The organism is Staphylococcus sp. URHA0057 (assembly GCF_000620265.1).
GTDB lineage: Bacteria > Bacillota > Bacilli > Staphylococcales > Staphylococcaceae > Staphylococcus > Staphylococcus pasteuri.
In genome coordinates, this window is record NZ_JHVS01000008.1 from 90,578 (window position 1) to 106,603 (window position 16,026).

At 31.5% G+C, this 16,026-nt stretch carries 15 protein-coding genes; 10 read left to right on the plus strand and 5 right to left on the minus strand.

Annotation, left to right across the window (positions count from 1 at the left end):
* The first annotated feature begins 5 nt into the window (after positions 1-5).
* Positions 6-320, plus strand: coding sequence for a YciI family protein (locus tag N524_RS0105990; protein WP_029055940.1), 315 nt, complete (start codon positions 6-8; stop codon positions 318-320).
* Between the two features lie 141 nt (positions 321-461).
* Positions 462-1,040: a PadR family transcriptional regulator gene (locus N524_RS0105995; RefSeq protein WP_029055941.1), complete on the plus strand. Its 579-nt coding sequence runs from the start codon at positions 462-464 to the stop codon at positions 1,038-1,040.
* 58 nt (positions 1,041-1,098) lie between these two features.
* Here N524_RS0105995 and N524_RS0106000 read toward each other — a convergent pair whose 3' ends face one another.
* The gene (locus N524_RS0106000) at positions 1,099-1,989 is read right to left on the minus strand and encodes a fructose bisphosphate aldolase (protein ID WP_017636636.1); all 891 of its coding nucleotides are present in this window, start codon (positions 1,987-1,989) and stop codon (positions 1,099-1,101) included.
* Between the two features lie 155 nt (positions 1,990-2,144).
* Between N524_RS0106000 and N524_RS0106005 the strand changes: the two genes are divergently transcribed.
* Together N524_RS0106005 and N524_RS0106010 are read left to right on the plus strand one after the other, a co-directional pair.
* A complete protein-coding gene (locus N524_RS0106005; protein WP_029055942.1) occupies positions 2,145-2,603 on the plus strand; it encodes a topology modulation protein in 459 nt (152 codons plus the stop codon).
* A gap of 157 nt (positions 2,604-2,760) precedes the next feature.
* Positions 2,761-3,978, plus strand: a complete 1,218-nt coding sequence (locus tag N524_RS0106010; protein WP_029055943.1) for a putative glycoside hydrolase — start codon at positions 2,761-2,763, stop codon at positions 3,976-3,978.
* A 64-nt stretch (positions 3,979-4,042) separates the two neighbouring features.
* Here the strand turns inward: N524_RS0106010 and N524_RS0106015 are convergent, their stop codons facing one another.
* On the minus strand, positions 4,043-5,404 hold the full coding sequence (locus N524_RS0106015; protein WP_029055944.1) for an FAD-dependent oxidoreductase: 1,362 nt from the start codon (positions 5,402-5,404) through the stop codon (positions 4,043-4,045).
* Positions 5,405-5,618: 214 nt separating this feature from the next.
* A complete protein-coding gene (locus N524_RS0106020) occupies positions 5,619-6,176 on the minus strand; it encodes a hypothetical protein (RefSeq protein WP_029055945.1) in 558 nt (185 codons plus the stop codon).
* Between the two features lie 304 nt (positions 6,177-6,480).
* Here N524_RS0106020 and N524_RS0106025 point away from each other — a divergent pair, with 304 nt between their 5' ends.
* On the plus strand, positions 6,481-7,413 hold the full coding sequence (locus N524_RS0106025; RefSeq protein ID WP_029055946.1) for a hypothetical protein: 933 nt from the start codon (positions 6,481-6,483) through the stop codon (positions 7,411-7,413).
* Positions 7,414-7,470: 57 nt separating this feature from the next.
* Here N524_RS0106025 and N524_RS13650 read toward each other — a convergent pair whose 3' ends face one another.
* On the minus strand, positions 7,471-7,902 hold the full coding sequence (locus N524_RS13650; protein WP_072291833.1) for a hypothetical protein: 432 nt from the start codon (positions 7,900-7,902) through the stop codon (positions 7,471-7,473).
* 263 nt (positions 7,903-8,165) lie between these two features.
* Here N524_RS13650 and N524_RS0106030 point away from each other — a divergent pair, with 263 nt between their 5' ends.
* Positions 8,166-9,503, plus strand: a complete 1,338-nt coding sequence (locus N524_RS0106030) for an aspartate aminotransferase family protein (protein WP_029055947.1) — start codon at positions 8,166-8,168, stop codon at positions 9,501-9,503.
* Positions 9,504-9,576: 73 nt separating this feature from the next.
* On the opposite strand, the gene N524_RS0106035 is transcribed toward N524_RS0106030, so the two are convergent.
* Positions 9,577-11,031: an APC family permease gene (locus N524_RS0106035; protein ID WP_029055948.1), complete on the minus strand. Its 1,455-nt coding sequence runs from the start codon at positions 11,029-11,031 to the stop codon at positions 9,577-9,579.
* A gap of 330 nt (positions 11,032-11,361) precedes the next feature.
* Between N524_RS0106035 and N524_RS0106040 the strand changes: the two genes are divergently transcribed.
* The 4 genes from N524_RS0106040 (at position 11,362) to alsS (ending at position 16,012) form a co-directional block, all read left to right on the plus strand.
* The gene (locus N524_RS0106040) at positions 11,362-12,048 is read left to right on the plus strand and encodes a YoaK family protein (RefSeq protein ID WP_017636628.1); all 687 of its coding nucleotides are present in this window, start codon (positions 11,362-11,364) and stop codon (positions 12,046-12,048) included.
* Between the two features lie 31 nt (positions 12,049-12,079).
* Positions 12,080-12,961, plus strand: a complete 882-nt coding sequence (gene cidR / locus N524_RS0106045; RefSeq protein WP_029055949.1) for a cidABC operon transcriptional activator CidR — start codon at positions 12,080-12,082, stop codon at positions 12,959-12,961.
* Between the two features lie 322 nt (positions 12,962-13,283).
* On the plus strand, positions 13,284-14,237 hold the full coding sequence (locus N524_RS0106050; RefSeq protein WP_029055950.1) for an L-lactate dehydrogenase: 954 nt from the start codon (positions 13,284-13,286) through the stop codon (positions 14,235-14,237).
* A 110-nt stretch (positions 14,238-14,347) separates the two neighbouring features.
* Entirely contained in the window at positions 14,348-16,012 is a 1,665-nt protein-coding gene (gene alsS, locus N524_RS0106055; protein WP_029055951.1) for an acetolactate synthase AlsS, read from the plus strand.
* The last annotated feature ends 14 nt before the right edge of the window (positions 16,013-16,026 follow it).

The following is a 16,026-nucleotide window of genomic DNA, read 5'->3' on the forward strand; positions in this document are numbered from 1 at the left end:
GCAAGATGGCCTATTATTTAGTAAAATTTGTACACACCGATATAGAACATTGGAAACAACATGTGAGAGATCATGCAATATATCTATATCAACTTGTTGAATCAGGAGATTTATTACTTTCAGGACCTATTGAAAATAATGATGATCATCAAAAAGAAGCTTATCTGGTAATCAAAGCAGACAATGAAGCACAATTAATGGAATTGTTGAAAGCTGATCCATTTTGGAAACAAGGGTTAGTATCAGATTATACTATCGAAAAATGGACACCAATGTTTGGGAATCCTGAAAATATCTATATAACACCTCCTGATGAATAATAATATAGCTGTTATAAATGGCACTATGAGTTAAATTACTCATAGTGTTTTTTTAAATTATAAAAATAACGATATATCGTTGACTTATTTCGATATATCGTTTTTGATACTGATATATCGAAATAGAGAAAGGTGATTAATATGTTTAATAGAAATGAAAATAGAATGAACGGTCATATGAGAAGATTTGAAGGATTTGGTATGAATGGAGGACCTGGTAGAGGACCAGGACAGTTTGGTGGCTTTAGACAAATGAATGGCAAAGATAGATTTTTTAAAAAAGGAAATCTTCAATATGTCATTTTACAAATGTTACAAGAAGAACCAAGACACGGGTATCAAATTATTAAAGATTTAGAAGGAAGATTCAATGGATTCTATGCACCTAGCCCAGGTTCAGTATATCCAATATTACAAATGTTAGAAGATAGAGATTTTGTATCTATTCATAAAGAAGGAAATAAAAAAGTATATTCTATTACTGATGAAGGTACTCAATTTTTAGAAGAAAATCCTGAAAATGAAGACTTTAAGAAACGAATGGAACAATTTAAAAATGCTGATTTTGAAGGAATGAAAGCAGCACGTAAACAACTACATGAAGTGTTTAAATTGTTTATGGAAGCATCACAACAAGCAATGAATAATAACGAGAAAAAAGAAAAATTTGATGCGATTATTAAAGAAACTAAAGAAAAATTAGAACAACTAACTAAATAATAGATAAGAATAAAAAAAGACACGTGATTTAATCACGTGTCTTTTCTATATTAATATATTAGTTTTTATTAACTGAAGCATCATAGATTGAATCTACTGCGTCACCTAATGCTTTATCGAATTCTTCTTGTGATTGACTAGCTCTTAAGTCACTAGCTAATGCACGAGAGAAGCTTGCGATAAGATCTTCGTTGTCTTTTAATAATTTATTAGCTTCATCTCTGCTGTAACCGCCTGATAATACTACAACACGTACAACATTTGGATGTTGAGCTAATTCTTTATATAAGTTAGGTTGAGTTGGGATAGTTAATTTAAGCATAACTAATTGATCGCTGTCTAAATTGTCTAAACCTTTTTTAAGTTCATCTTTTAAGACATTTTCAATTTCTGCTTTATCTTTAGCGTTGATATTTACTTCAGGTTCAATAATTGGAACTAAACCTTTAGCGATAATTTTTTTAGCGAATTCAAATTGTTGTTCAACAACATCTTTGATACCTTGTTCATTTAATTCTAAAATGTTTGAACGCATTTTAGTACCGAAAATATGACGTTCATTAGCACGATCTAAAGTGTCGTCTAAATCGTCAATTGGTTTCATTAATTGAACACCGTTTTGTTCTTCAGCTAAACCTTTATCTACTTTTAAGAAAGGAACAACACCTTTATCAGCTAAATAGTCTCCAGTATATTTACCTTCAACTTCACGATCCATAGTTTGTTCGAAAAGAATCGCACCTAAAATTTTATCAGCTGAGAATGATGGTGAAGTTACAACGCGTGTACGCATATCATGAACAAGTTTGAACATTTCATCATCATTGCTATATTCATCTTCATTAATACCATATTCTTTTAAAGCTTTAGGTGTACTACCACCACTTTGGTCTAATGCTGCAATAAAGCCTTTACCGTTCTTCATTTTTTCTAATTGTTCTTTATTCATACTTTCCACTCCTTAACTTAACTTTCATCTACAGTATGATAAAAATTAATCTGATTCTCAAGCGATTCAACTTATAAATTTCAAGAAAATTACACTATAATAGTATAAAGTCAAAAAATCGACTTATAATAATGTTCGTAAAGGTGGTGGGGATGATGTGTAGAAGAATACTAATCATTGGTAGTCCAGGAACTGGTAAATCAACTTTAAGCAATCTACTTAGCCATCAAATGAATTTACCACTTTATCATTTAGATGACATATTTTGGAAAAATTCAATTTCAACTATAAGCCAACAACAATTTATTAGTGAAATTCAGAAAATAATAATGTTAAATAAATGGATTATTGATGGAAACTATACAGATACTTTAGAAATGAGAGTGTGTAAGGCTGATACAATAATTTGGTTACAAGAAACACGATTAAAGTGTATGTTGAGAGCAGTTAAAAGATATATCAAACACGTTGTAACCAATAAAAATGTCGGTGCGAATCCTAAAACAATGAGTATAGAATTTCTAAAGTACATATGGGACTTTCCTAAAGAAAATCACGAAAAAATAAAAGCGATTAAACGTCAATATCCAGAGAAATTATGGATTATTAAATAACCAACAATTATTTCCGATAATTTATGTATGTAAAATACAAATTAAATGATGCAATGTGCTAATATATAATTAAGAAAAGTTTTCTTTAATTTAATATATTGTTTAAAAACATAAAATGGTTAAGAAATCTTTTTTAATACACATAAGGGGTTTAGGGATGAATCATAAAAAATTATGGGTGACATTAGCAGCAAGTTCAATAATTATCGCAGGTTGTAGTAATGGTAGCAATAATGGCAACAATGATAATAAAGATACTAATAAATCAGAACAAACAGCAAACCAAAAGAATAAAGTAGCATACCCTAAAGATGGTGTTAAAGGTATTTATGTTACGAGTAATTCAACACAAGGTGAGAAAATAGATCAATTGATTAAATATGTAAAAGATGCAAAATTAAATGCAATGGTTATCGATGTTAAAGATGACGAAGGTAATGTCACTATGAAATTTAATACAGGTAATAAATTGATAGATAAAAATACGATGGATATTGCAGAAGCAAAACCATTATTGAAAAAATTGAAAGATAATGATATTTATCCCATTGCTCGTATAGTCACATTTAAAGATACTAAATTAGCTAAAGAACACCCAGAGTGGTCATTTAAAGAAAAGGACGGCTCAGTTTGGCAAAATGGCAAAGGAGAAAGTTTTGTTAACCCATTTGTCAAAGATGTTTGGAAATATAATGTAAACATTTCAAAAGCAGCCGCAAAAGCCGGATTCCAAGATATTCAATATGATTATGTTAGATTCCCTGAAGGTTTTGAAAATGAAGCAGATCAATTAGATTATGATAAAGGCGATTATAAAAACAGTAAATTAAGTAAAGGTGACCAACGTGTAGATACGGTCACAAATTACTTAGAATATGCACATAAAGAATTAAAACCGTATAAAGTTAAAATATCTGCAGATGTTTTTGGTTATTCTGCACTAGTAAAAAATGCGCCAGGAATTGGACAAAGTTTCCCTAAAATCTCTAAAAATGTTGACGCTATTTCTTCAATGATTTATCCGTCTCATTGGAGTCCGGGTGATTTCGGATTAGAAGCGCCAGATACAGAACCATATAAAACAGTAAATAGATATATTCAAAAGGAAAATAGTATTTTAGATGAATTAGGTAAGAAAAAGCCAATTTCAAGACCTTGGATTCAAGACTTTACTGCTTCTTATTTAGGAGAGGGAAATTATAAAGAATATGATGCACAAGCATTATCTGATCAAGTCCAAGCTTTAAAAGATAATGGTGTGAATGAATTCTTATTATGGAATGCAGGTAATGACTATACTGAAGGAGCTAACTTTAATCCTAAAAAAGGTGAAAACCAAGATAAAGATTATCAAAAGGATAAACAAAATAAATAGAAATTAAAAACACCTCTTGTGGCTAATTAACCACAAGAGGTATTTTACAATCAATAATATTGAATTAGAATAACATTTGATCGCTACCGAACGTATCATTTAATGCTTGTTGAGCTAATACGTTTAAATAGTTCCAAGGACGGTCATAATCTGGTTGGAAGAAGAAGTCTTGTACTGCTAATTGTTCTAAAGTATAACCAGCAGAGATTGCAATAGAAATAGTATTAATTGCTTCTGTAACGTCTTCTTTAGACATTAATTGAGCACCTAGAATTCTATGACTATCTTCATCAAATATCACTTTCATATGAATGTCTGTTTCATCTTGCATGAATTTAGGTCTAATAAGTTCTTTGACATATTTTTCACCTAAATTACCATCATAGCTATCTTTTTCAGTTCCGTGAACACCAGTTTGACCAAATTTATAATCAAATAATTGTAATCCTGAAGTACCAGAGACACGTGGCATTTCTACGTCATGACCTAACATATTTTTAGCAGCAGTCACACCTTGACGTCTTGAATTAGTAGCTAATGCAATATAACGGTCTTCTTCAATAGGTGCGAATGGAACTAACGTAGCGTCGCCACCAGCATAAACATCTTTAGCTGAAGTTTCTTGTTTATGATTAATTTCGATAATACCTTTATTACCTAGTTTAATTTTGCCGTCTAACCATTCAGTAGCAGGTGCAACACCTACAGCTATTAATACTGTATCCGCTTCATATTCATTTTTATCAGTTACTACTTTATTTACATTACCTTCATTGTCGCCTTCTAAAGCTTTTACTGATTCGCCGCCAATAAATTCTAAGTTATGTTCTTTACTATTTTGTTCTAAAATATCAGTGAACTCAGAATCTAAATAGGTATTTAAAATACGTTCAGCAACATCGATAACTTTTGTTTCAATACCTGCTTTAGCAAATGCCTCTGCTGCTTCAATACCGATATAGCCGCCACCAACTACAACAGCTTTTTTAGCATTAGGCATGCGTTTTTTAATTTGATCTGCCCATTCGCGACCACGCATAAATAGTACGTTGTTATATTTATCTATACCATCAAAAGGTGGTGCAACGGCTTTACCACCGGGACTTAAGAATAATTTATCATAAGATACTTCTGAACTATTGCCATCTTTTTCAACTGTAACTGTTTTATTATCTGTATCTAAATCCGTTACAGTACTATTAACATGAATATTAACACCTTGGTCTTTGTATGATTGTTCGTTTGCATAGTGTAAAGAATCTAAAGAAGGTGATACATCTTCTAAATAGCTTTGAATACCACAAGAAAGGAATGAAGGTTTGTCACCACTTTCGAATACTTCTATTTCTGCATTTTTATCTTCTTTTAAAATAGTTTGAATAACTTCGTAACCTGCATGGGATGTACCTACAATTACATATTTCATTATTACATTACCTCCTAATGTATTTATATATATAAGCGTTTATATATTGAATTTGTCTACAGATAATATATACCACGACATAGTTTTTTTATTCAGGTTGTTCTAAAATAGTAGGCATTTTTCAAAAATTCGTCACTATTTAAATGAGAAATTATATAAAAAATAGAGAGCTATCATTTTAAAAACGATAACTCTCTACATATATATATTGAATTTATGAGGTTTTTCTTAATTGTCTTTGGCTAATAAGTATTGTACCTGCAACAAGTGACAGACCAGCTAATGCTTCATTAGGTAGTATATCTTTTTGGCCAGATTCAGGTAGTTCATCTGATTTTACATGACCAACATAGTAAGCATTTAACTCTTTTGTACTGTCTACAGATGTATTTTCTTGTTTAGCATCTTCTTTTTCGTTATAGGATTTTGAACTAATACCTTGTGCAGTATAATTATCTTTTGAATTTAAAGTACTATATTCTCCAAAGTTACCACTTTTATATTCAACTTCACCATTTTTATATACTTTATATGTTCCAACGCCAACACCAGATTTATTGTTTATACAAATGATGAAATATTGTCCTTTATCTTTAACTTGATTAAAGTTTTGCAAGTCGGGATTACCACCACTATTTGTCATAGCCTGTTTTGCCACTTGGACGGCATTGTTTGTTGTGACTTCCTCAGCTTTAGCTTCACTAGCAAATGATGTTGAAAAGAGAACAGCAGTTGCTAAAACAGTTGTTACTAGTATAGAGCGTTTCTTCATAATGAAAACCCCATTTCCAATTAGTGAATGATTTAATATTTCTTACATCAATAGTGTACCACCCATTTTTTATAAATAGGCTAATTTAAAGTAATCAACACTTAAACTTTAAGTTATGTTAAAGAACTTAATAATTCATACAGATGGGACTATAACGATTTAAATTGATATTGAAAACAATACTATTGTTAAAGTTATGTAAATTACAACTATTGTGTAAATGGATATATGTTTTTGAAATAATGTAGTTTATAATAAAATTATAATGTAATGTATATACAAAAATAACAAAGGGGATTGTTTAATGAAAAAGGTAGCAGGGGCTTTATTAACAGCATCTTTACTTTTAGCAGGGTGCAGTTTTGGAAATAATGACAATGACAAAGGAAGTTCTAAAGTATCTGATGACTCAACTAGTGAGAGTAATAGTAACAGTGATAATAAATCGAATAACAATCAATCTTCACAATCTAGTAGTAGTTCAAATAATTCATCTTCAAATCATTCAAAATCACAACAAGAAGATACAAACTCTGAAGAATATTATGCTAAAGTTTGGTTAACTGCGCTAGATAGTTATAGAGGTTCTAAAGAAAGCCAATTTGAAGATTTAGAAATCCAACATGGAGATGCGTCAAATGGGCTCGTTAATCCATACATGCCTAAAAATTCTGCTCGTTTACCAGAAGGTACTCAAGTATTATTACCGAGTGTTAATGCAGCAGGTCAGGTTGTATATAAAAATAACAATGATGGCACAATCACACTTTATAATGTTCCATCACATTTCCAAGGAAAAGAATGGGTTACACCTAGTTATTCCGATAGAGAAACACAAAGAATTATAGATGAAGCGAAAACAGTTAAATTATATGATGCGAGTCAATCCGAAATTGATAAAATGTTAAAATACATGTCATCTGAAGAAGTTAAAGGTTTTGGAGAACCTATTGATGAAAATCAAGATTTTAGTGAATCAGACGATTCTGATGATAGTGATAGTTCTTCAGATTCTGAATACACAACTGTAACGCGTGATAACGTGATAGATAAAGTTGAAGATTATGAAGGTCACAAATTAGATACTGACACATACACATATAAAGAACCAGAAAAGAATAGTGATGGAGAGTGGGGCTTCTCATTCACTGATAAAGACGGTGACCTAGCAGGATCATATATTGTTGACGAAGATGGTAATGTTACTAAATATGATGAAAATGGTGACGAAGAATAGAAAAAGTTAAATAAGCTAAAAAAGGTCGATGCATGAATTTGCGTCGACCTTTTTGCTTTATCTATATTTATTGTTCCTACTAATGAAACTGATACTGATATACATTAATAAAGTGAAAATAATATGTGCAATCATCCACCACATGTATTCTAACCAACTAAATGTGAAAAATGATCTTTGAGCAATACTAATAAGTAAAGGGTACATAATTACAAATATAATCATTAATGGTAGATAAGCTAAATGATAAAAATGTTTAGAAATATAATACAAAATCACAAAAACAATATAAATGCTAATACCAATAAATAGGTGAATAATTATCTCCATCCAAGTTGGTACATTTTGAGGATTAGTTAAAAAATCTATATTAAGTAACAATTGAGTTAAGTGCGTATGTTGTAAAAATAAGTCTATAACGACATTACTTATTAATAAGATAAAGGAAATGATTATAGCACTTAAAAAATGGTATAAAATTTTTAAAATAAATAACACATCCTAACAGTTATTTGATAGTAATGATTTCCCTATTTACTACTATTTATACACAAATATTTCAGTATAAATAGTAGTTATGATTATTTTTAGTTAGAATTTTCGGAAAATATTTACAAATCTGAAAAATATTAGTATATTGAGTACTATCATCAAATCGAAATCATTTTATAACTGAGGAATAATGAATATTATTTTATCTAATTAATTAACAGTAATGAAGTGAAGTTCAATCATGGAAGGATGATTTGATTATGAGTAAAGCGCACGACTTAATAAAAGAAGATGAGCAATATTTTGCTAAATCTGGAAGAATCAAATATTATCCTTTAGCCATTGATCATGGCTATGGTGCAACATTAGTTGATGTTGATGGCAAAGAATACATTGATTTATTAGCTAGTGCAAGTTCACAAAATGTAGGGCATGCACCAAAAAAAGTAACAGATGCAATTAAAAAACAAGTCGACAAATTCGTACATTACACACCTGCTTATATGTATCATGAACCATTGATTCGTTTGTCTAAAAAATTATGTGATATTACACCAGGTGACTACGAAAAAAGAGTGACATTCGGTTTAACAGGATCAGATGCTAATGATGGCATTATCAAATTTGCCCGAGCATATACTGGTCGACCATATATTATTAGTTTTACTAATGCCTATCATGGCTCAACGTTTGGGGCTTTATCCATGTCAGCGATTAGTTTGAATATGAGAAAAAGTTATGGACCGTTATTGAATGGTTTTTACCATATTCCATTTCCTGATAATTATAGAGGTTTATTTGAACAACCCGCTTCAAATACTGTAGATGAATATTTAGCACCACTTCGAGAAATGTTTGATAAGTATGTCCCAGCTGAAGAAGTCGCTTGTATTGTTTTAGAAACGATTCAAGGCGATGGAGGTTTATTAGAGCCAGTGCCAGGTTATTTCAAAGCTTTAGAAAGTATTTGTAGAGAACATGACATACTCATTGCTGTAGATGATATTCAACAGGGATTAGGTCGCACAGGTACATGGAGTTCAGTTGAACACTTTGATTTTACACCTGATTTAATTACATTTGGCAAATCATTAGCTGGTGGATTACCTATGTCAGCTATTGTTGGCCGTAAGGAAATTATGGAGACACTAGAAGCTCCGGCTCATTTATTTACTACGGGTGCTAATCCTGTTAGTTGCGAAGCGGCATTGGCGACCCTTGAAATGATAGAGGAAGAACATTTACTTGAAGCAAGCACTGAAAAGGGTAAATATGTGCGTCAAACAATGGATCGATGGGTAAAAGATTACGACTGTATCGGAGATGTAAGAGGTATAGGATTATCAATAGGTATTGATGTCGTATCTAATTCTATAGAAAAGACACGTGATCCAGAAGCTGCATTAAAGATTTGTAACTATTGCTTTGATAAAGGCATAGTTATTATCGCAGTTGCAGGTAACGTATTAAGGTTCCAACCTCCATTGGTTATCACATATGAACAGTTAGATTATGCTTTAACTACAATTGAAAATGCGATAAAAGCATTAAATAATGGAGAATTAAATCAATATGAAATAGAGGGCCAAGGTTGGTAATCTATAGTGAAAATATCTAAAAAAAGAGAGTTCCACAAAGTGAATTAAACTTCGTGGAACTCTTTTTTTGTTTTTAAGATTTTTTAGGTGAGTGATATGCATCGTCACGGTCTTTTTTAGAATGTCTCATTCCATAAAATAGATAAATGATTATACCAACAATAAACCAAATTAATGTATATAATTTAGCTTCAAAACTTAATCCCCAGAATACTAATAGAACAAGGATAAAAGTTACTGCTGGTAATACTGGATACAATGGTAACTTAAACGATGGAACAGGTAAGTCTTTACCTTCACGTTTTCTAAGTTGATACATTGCTAACGAAACAAACATAAATGCTATTAATGTTCCAGCTGAAATTAATTGTGCTAAGAAAGCAAATGGGAACATTGATCCAATAATAACGGCGACGATTGTTAAAATAACTAAGGATCTATTTGGTAAATGTTTGTTGTTAAGTTTTCCTAACCAAGCAGGTAACAAACCATCACGTCCAAATGAATATAGCAATCTTGAACCTGCTAACATCATTCCAATTAAAGCAGTAAACATACCAATAACTGAGATAGCTTGTACTATAGCTGCAATAATACCATGACCACTTTCACGTAATGCCCAACCTACAGGCTCAGCATTATCAGCGTACTGACTGTAATGGAACATACCTACTAATACTAATGCTACCGCTACAAATAATACGACAGCAATGACTAAAGAACCTAAAATACCTCTAGGCATTGTTTTAGAAGGGTTAACCGCTTCTGCAGAGTTAGCAGCGATTGAATCAAATCCAATATATGCTAAGAAAATCATAGATACGCCAGCATAAATACCTTGCCAACCACCGAAGTCACCTGCATCAGTTACTTTATGTTCAGGAATAAATGGAACATAATTGCTAAAGTTAAGGGCAGTTAAACCTACAATTACAAATAATATGATAGCTAATACTTTTAAAATTACTAAAATATTTTCCATACGAGCAGCTTCACTCATACCTCTTGATAAAAGTAATGCAGTTAAAATAATAACAATGGCAGAGACAATATCAATGACACCGCCATTACTACCTAATGGATTCGATAATGCTTTAGGTAATTCTATACCAAGAGGCTTAATTAGACCCCTTAAATTGGCCGAGAAACCAGATGCAACGAATGCAACGGCAATGAAGTATTCTGCTAATAAGGCCCATCCTGCAACCCAACCAAAGAATTCACCAAATAAGACATTGATCCATGAATAAGCAGAACCAGCAAAGGGCATTGTAGAGGCCATTTCTGCATATGTAAATGCAACTAATCCGGCTACAATAGCTGCTAATAAAAATGATAGAGCTACTGCTGGACCTGCATGTTCCGCAGCTACTACCCCAGGTAATGTAAATATTGATGTGGAAACGATAGTACCCACACCTAATGCAAGAAAATCACGAACACGTAAAGTTCTTTTTAAATGACCATCTTTACTTTGATAGATGGAAGGATCTTCTTTTTGTGTTAAACGTTTAAAAAAACTAGACATACTAAACCTCCGTAAATAAATGAGTTATATTTAACTGTCATTTTAATAATTTATATAATAGCATAAATCGTTTGTATTTTGTCTAAAAATTCTGAAAAATTAAAACTTTCCGTTTTAATTGGAGGATATTGTTGACAAAATATTCAAATATAAAAGGATAAACTTGATTATAACAGAAAATAACCCTATAAAAAGTATTTTTTTAATAAATGTGAACTATATTTTAGCTTTTTACAATTTATTCTTTACAATAGAGTTATATTGAACTTTCAATAAAATAAAGATTATCACGTTTTAATATTTTAAAAGTAAAAAATAGAGGCGATAAATGTGGCTTTAGAAAAATTTATTAGAGAGAACATATATCAAAGTAAAGAAATTGCCGTACTTCTTACCTTTGTAGGCGGATATATTGATGCATATACCTTCTTAACTAGAGGAGGCACACTTGCAGCCGGACAAACAGGAAACATTATATTTCTTGCTTCAGAGTTATCACATAGTGATTTAAATGGAGGAATGTTAAAAATTTCGTCAGTCATTTCATTTATGGTTGGTGTCATGTTCGTCTCTTTAATCCATCATCAAATGGCAACACGATATTGGAGATTAGTATCTTTAGTGCCTATCACATTAAGTTGTATTATTGTCGGGTTTTTACCTACTTCTGTTTCAAATTTATATATTCTCCCTCCACTAGCATTTGGTATGGCAATGCTTACAACATCTTTTAGTAAAATTGAGGGTGAAGGATATAATAATACCTTCTCTACAGGAAACATTAAGAATGGTGTCATTGCATTGAGTGAGTATATGTTAAATAGGGATAAGGCTCAATTGAGAAAGGCTCAACTTTACATTAGAATAGTATTAAGCTTTATTATTGGTGCCATTGTCTCAGCAGAAGTTCAACTATTTTTAGGAACTTATGCCATATTAGTTGCGGCAACAATATTGATAGTCATTTTTATATTTTACAGTTCATTAATTTATAGAAGAGAACATACAGCTGAATAACTACTAAACTTTAATTTAAGAGGTAAAAGCTATGGAAATAAAACAAATCAAATACTTTGTTGAAACAGTCAGACGTGGTGGTATGACACAAGCATCAGAACATCTATATATCGCACAGTCAACGATAAGTAAAGCAATCAAAAGTATAGAAAATGAATACGATATAACATTATTCGATCGTTCTCAAAAGCAAATCAAACTGACAGATATTGGTCAGACATTTTATGATAACAGTTTAGAATTTTTAGCGTTATTTGAAAAACTATCATTAGAGATGAATGATGTCATGAATGTGCAAAAAGGACATATTAGAATAGCCTTGTCACCAATGATGAATGTTCAATTATTTACTGATAGTTTGAATCAATTTCACCAGTTATATCCGAAAGTGACTTATGAAGTCATGGAAGGTGGAGGTAAAATAGTTGAGAACCTCACAGAAACAGATGAAGTAGATATTGGAATTACGACGTTACCTGTCGATGCATCATTATTTCATTCAGTTCCACTATATAATGAAGAGTTATTGTTAGTGGTTAGTAAAAATCATTCACTAGCACAACAAGAAAAAGTCGATTTAGCTGAACTTAAAGAGGAAGAATTTGTATTGTTCCATGATGATTATTATCTTAAAGATCAAATTATTGAAAACTGTAAGCGATTAGGATTTTATCCTAAGACTGTAGCTAATATATCTCAAATTAGTTTTATAGCGAATATGATTAGTCAAGGTATCGGAATTAGCGTGGTACCAGAGAGTTTAGTTCGTTTAATGGGAGATAATGTAAAAGCACTACAATTAGAAAATGCAGATTTATCATGGCATCTAGGTTTAATTTGGAGAAGAGATGCATATCTTAATTTTGTAACACGTGAATGGATTCAATTTATAAAAGACTTAAGAACGAAATAGACATTTAATTTAATATCAGAACAGTAAAAAATACTTTAATGGACATGTACATTGAAGTATTTTTTCTATTCCTTTTTGGAATGTTATTAATCGAAATTATGTATTTTATTAATACTTCACAAACTACTATAATTAAGTGCGTAGGGAACTTAAAACCAACAAATTAGTGACGTTAACATCATTTGAACCCTTGTATGTTTACACACAAATATTAATAAAGTATATTTAAAATGAAAGTGGATTATATGTAATTAAATATATGTATGAGGCGATAACATATGCTTTGTATTCAGTCTCATCAAAAATGAAGGAGTTTTTCGATATGAAAAAATTTGGTAAAAAAGTTGTTTTAGTTGGAGATGGCTCAGTAGGATCTAGTTATGCATTTGCAATGGTAACTCAAGGTGTTGCAGATGAATTCGTAATTATCGATATTGCTAAAGATAAAGTTAATGCTGACGTTCAAGACTTAAACCACGGCGCACTTCATAGTGATTCACCAGTTGTCGTTAAAGCTGGAGAATATAGTGATTGTAATGATGCAGATTTAGTTGTAATTACAGCTGGAGCACCACAAAAACCAGGTGAAACACGTTTACAATTAGTAGAGAAAAACACAAAAATCATGAAAGATATTATAACTAGTATTATGGATAGTGGTTTTGATGGTTACTTCTTAATCGCTGCAAATCCAGTAGATATCTTAACTCGTTATGTTAAAGAGTTAACTGGATTACCAGCTGAACGCGTTATCGGTTCAGGTACAGTATTAGACTCTTCAAGACTTAGATATTTAATTAGTAAAGAATTGAATGTAGCACCTGCAAGTGTCCACGCTTCAATTATTGGTGAACACGGTGATTCTGAATTAGCTGTATGGTCAAAAGCCAACATTGCTGGTATTTCAGTTTATGACACACTTAAAGAACAAACTGGTAGCGAAGCTAAAGCACAAGAAATTTATGAACAAACAAGAGATGCTGCTTATGAAATCATTCAAGCTAAAGGTTCAACTTATTATGGTATTGCACTAGCATTATTAAGAATTTCAAAAGCATTATTAAATAATGAAAACAATGTATTAACTGTATCTTCACAATTGAATGGTGAATATGGATTTAATGGTGTATATGTTGGTGTACCAACTTTAATCAATGAAAATGGTGCAAGCAAGGTTTATGAAACACCTTTAAGCGATCATGAAAAAGAATTATTCAAACAATCTGTTGAAGCATTAGAAACAACTTATGATTCAGTGAAACATCTTTTAGATTAATCTATCAGAATATACTTTAAATATTTTATCAAGTAATGGGGAATCATTTTCACACTGATGTTATCGTCACGATAAAATAAATATGTGAAAAATGGAAGGAAATGAATAGCATGGCAGACAAACAATATACCGCAGCCGATATGGTAATTGATACTTTTAAAAATAATGGTATTGAGTACGTATTTGGTATTCCAGGTGCAAAAATTGATTATTTATTCAATGCATTGGAAGACGACGGACCAGAACTTATTGTAACGCGTCACGAGCAAAACGCGGCAATGATGGCACAAGGTATAGGACGATTAACTGGTAAACCAGGTGTCGCACTTGTTACAAGTGGTCCAGGAGTGAGTAACTTGACTACTGGATTATTAACAGCAACATCTGAAGGAGATCCCGTATTAGCATTAGGAGGACAAGTTAAACGTAATGACTTACTTCGTTTAACACATCAAAGTATCGACAATGCTGCTTTATTAAAATATTCAACAAAATATAGTGAAGAAGTTCAAGATCCTGAATCTTTATCAGAAGTTATGACAAACGCAATGAGAACAGCGACATCAGGTAAAAATGGTGCAAGCTTTATTAGTATTCCGCAAGATGTCATTTCAGCACCAGTTCAATCTAAAGCAATCGCACATTGTGAAAAACCTAGTCTTGGTATTCCAAGTGAACAAGATATTAATGATGTGATTGAAAAGATTAAAAATGCTGAATTCCCTGTTTTACTTGCTGGTATGAGAAGTTCAAGTGCTAACGAAACGAACGCAATTCGTAAATTAGTTGAAAAAACCAATTTACCAGTTGTAGAAACGTTCCAAGGTGCTGGCGTGATTAGCCGTGAATTAGAAAATCATTTCTTTGGTCGTGTAGGATTGTTCCGTAACCAAGTTGGTGATGAATTACTTCGTAAAAGTGATTTAGTAGTTACAATAGGTTATGATCCAATTGAATATGAAGCAAGTAACTGGAATAAAGAATTAGATACTAAAATTATCAATATTGATGAAATTCCAGCAGAAATTACTAATTATATGCAACCAATGAAAGAATTAATTGGTAATATTGCAGGAACAATTGAAATCATTTCTAACAAAGTTGATGAACCATTTATTAATCAACAACATTTAGATGAATTAGAAAAATTAAGAGCGCATATTATTGAAGAAACTGGTATTAAAGCAACACATGAAGACGGTGTGTTACATCCAATCGAAATTATCGAATCAATGCAAAAAATGTTGACTGATGATACAACTGTGACAGTAGACGTAGGTAGTCACTATATATGGATGGCTCGTAAGTTCAGAAGCTATAATCCAAGACATTTACTATTCAGTAATGGTATGCAAACATTAGGTGTTGCTTTACCTTGGGCTATTTCAGCTGCACTTGTAAGACCAAATACACAAGTTGTTTCAGTTGCTGGAGATGGTGGTTTCTTATTCTCAGCACAAGATTTAGAAACAGCCGTGCGTAAAAATTTAAATATCATTCAATTAATTTGGAATGATGGTAAATATAATATGGTCGAATTCCAAGAAGAAATGAAATATGAACGTTCATCAGGTGTAGATTTTGGTTCAGTTGACTATGTAAAATATGCCGAAGCATTTGATGCTAAAGGAATACGTGTCACTAACCAAGAAGAACTAGAAGCAGCTATCAAAGAAGGATATGACACTGATGGTCCAGTATTGATTGATATTCCAGTTAACTATAAAGATAACATGAAGCTTTCTACAAACATGTTACCTGACGCATTTAACTAATAAAGATGAACACG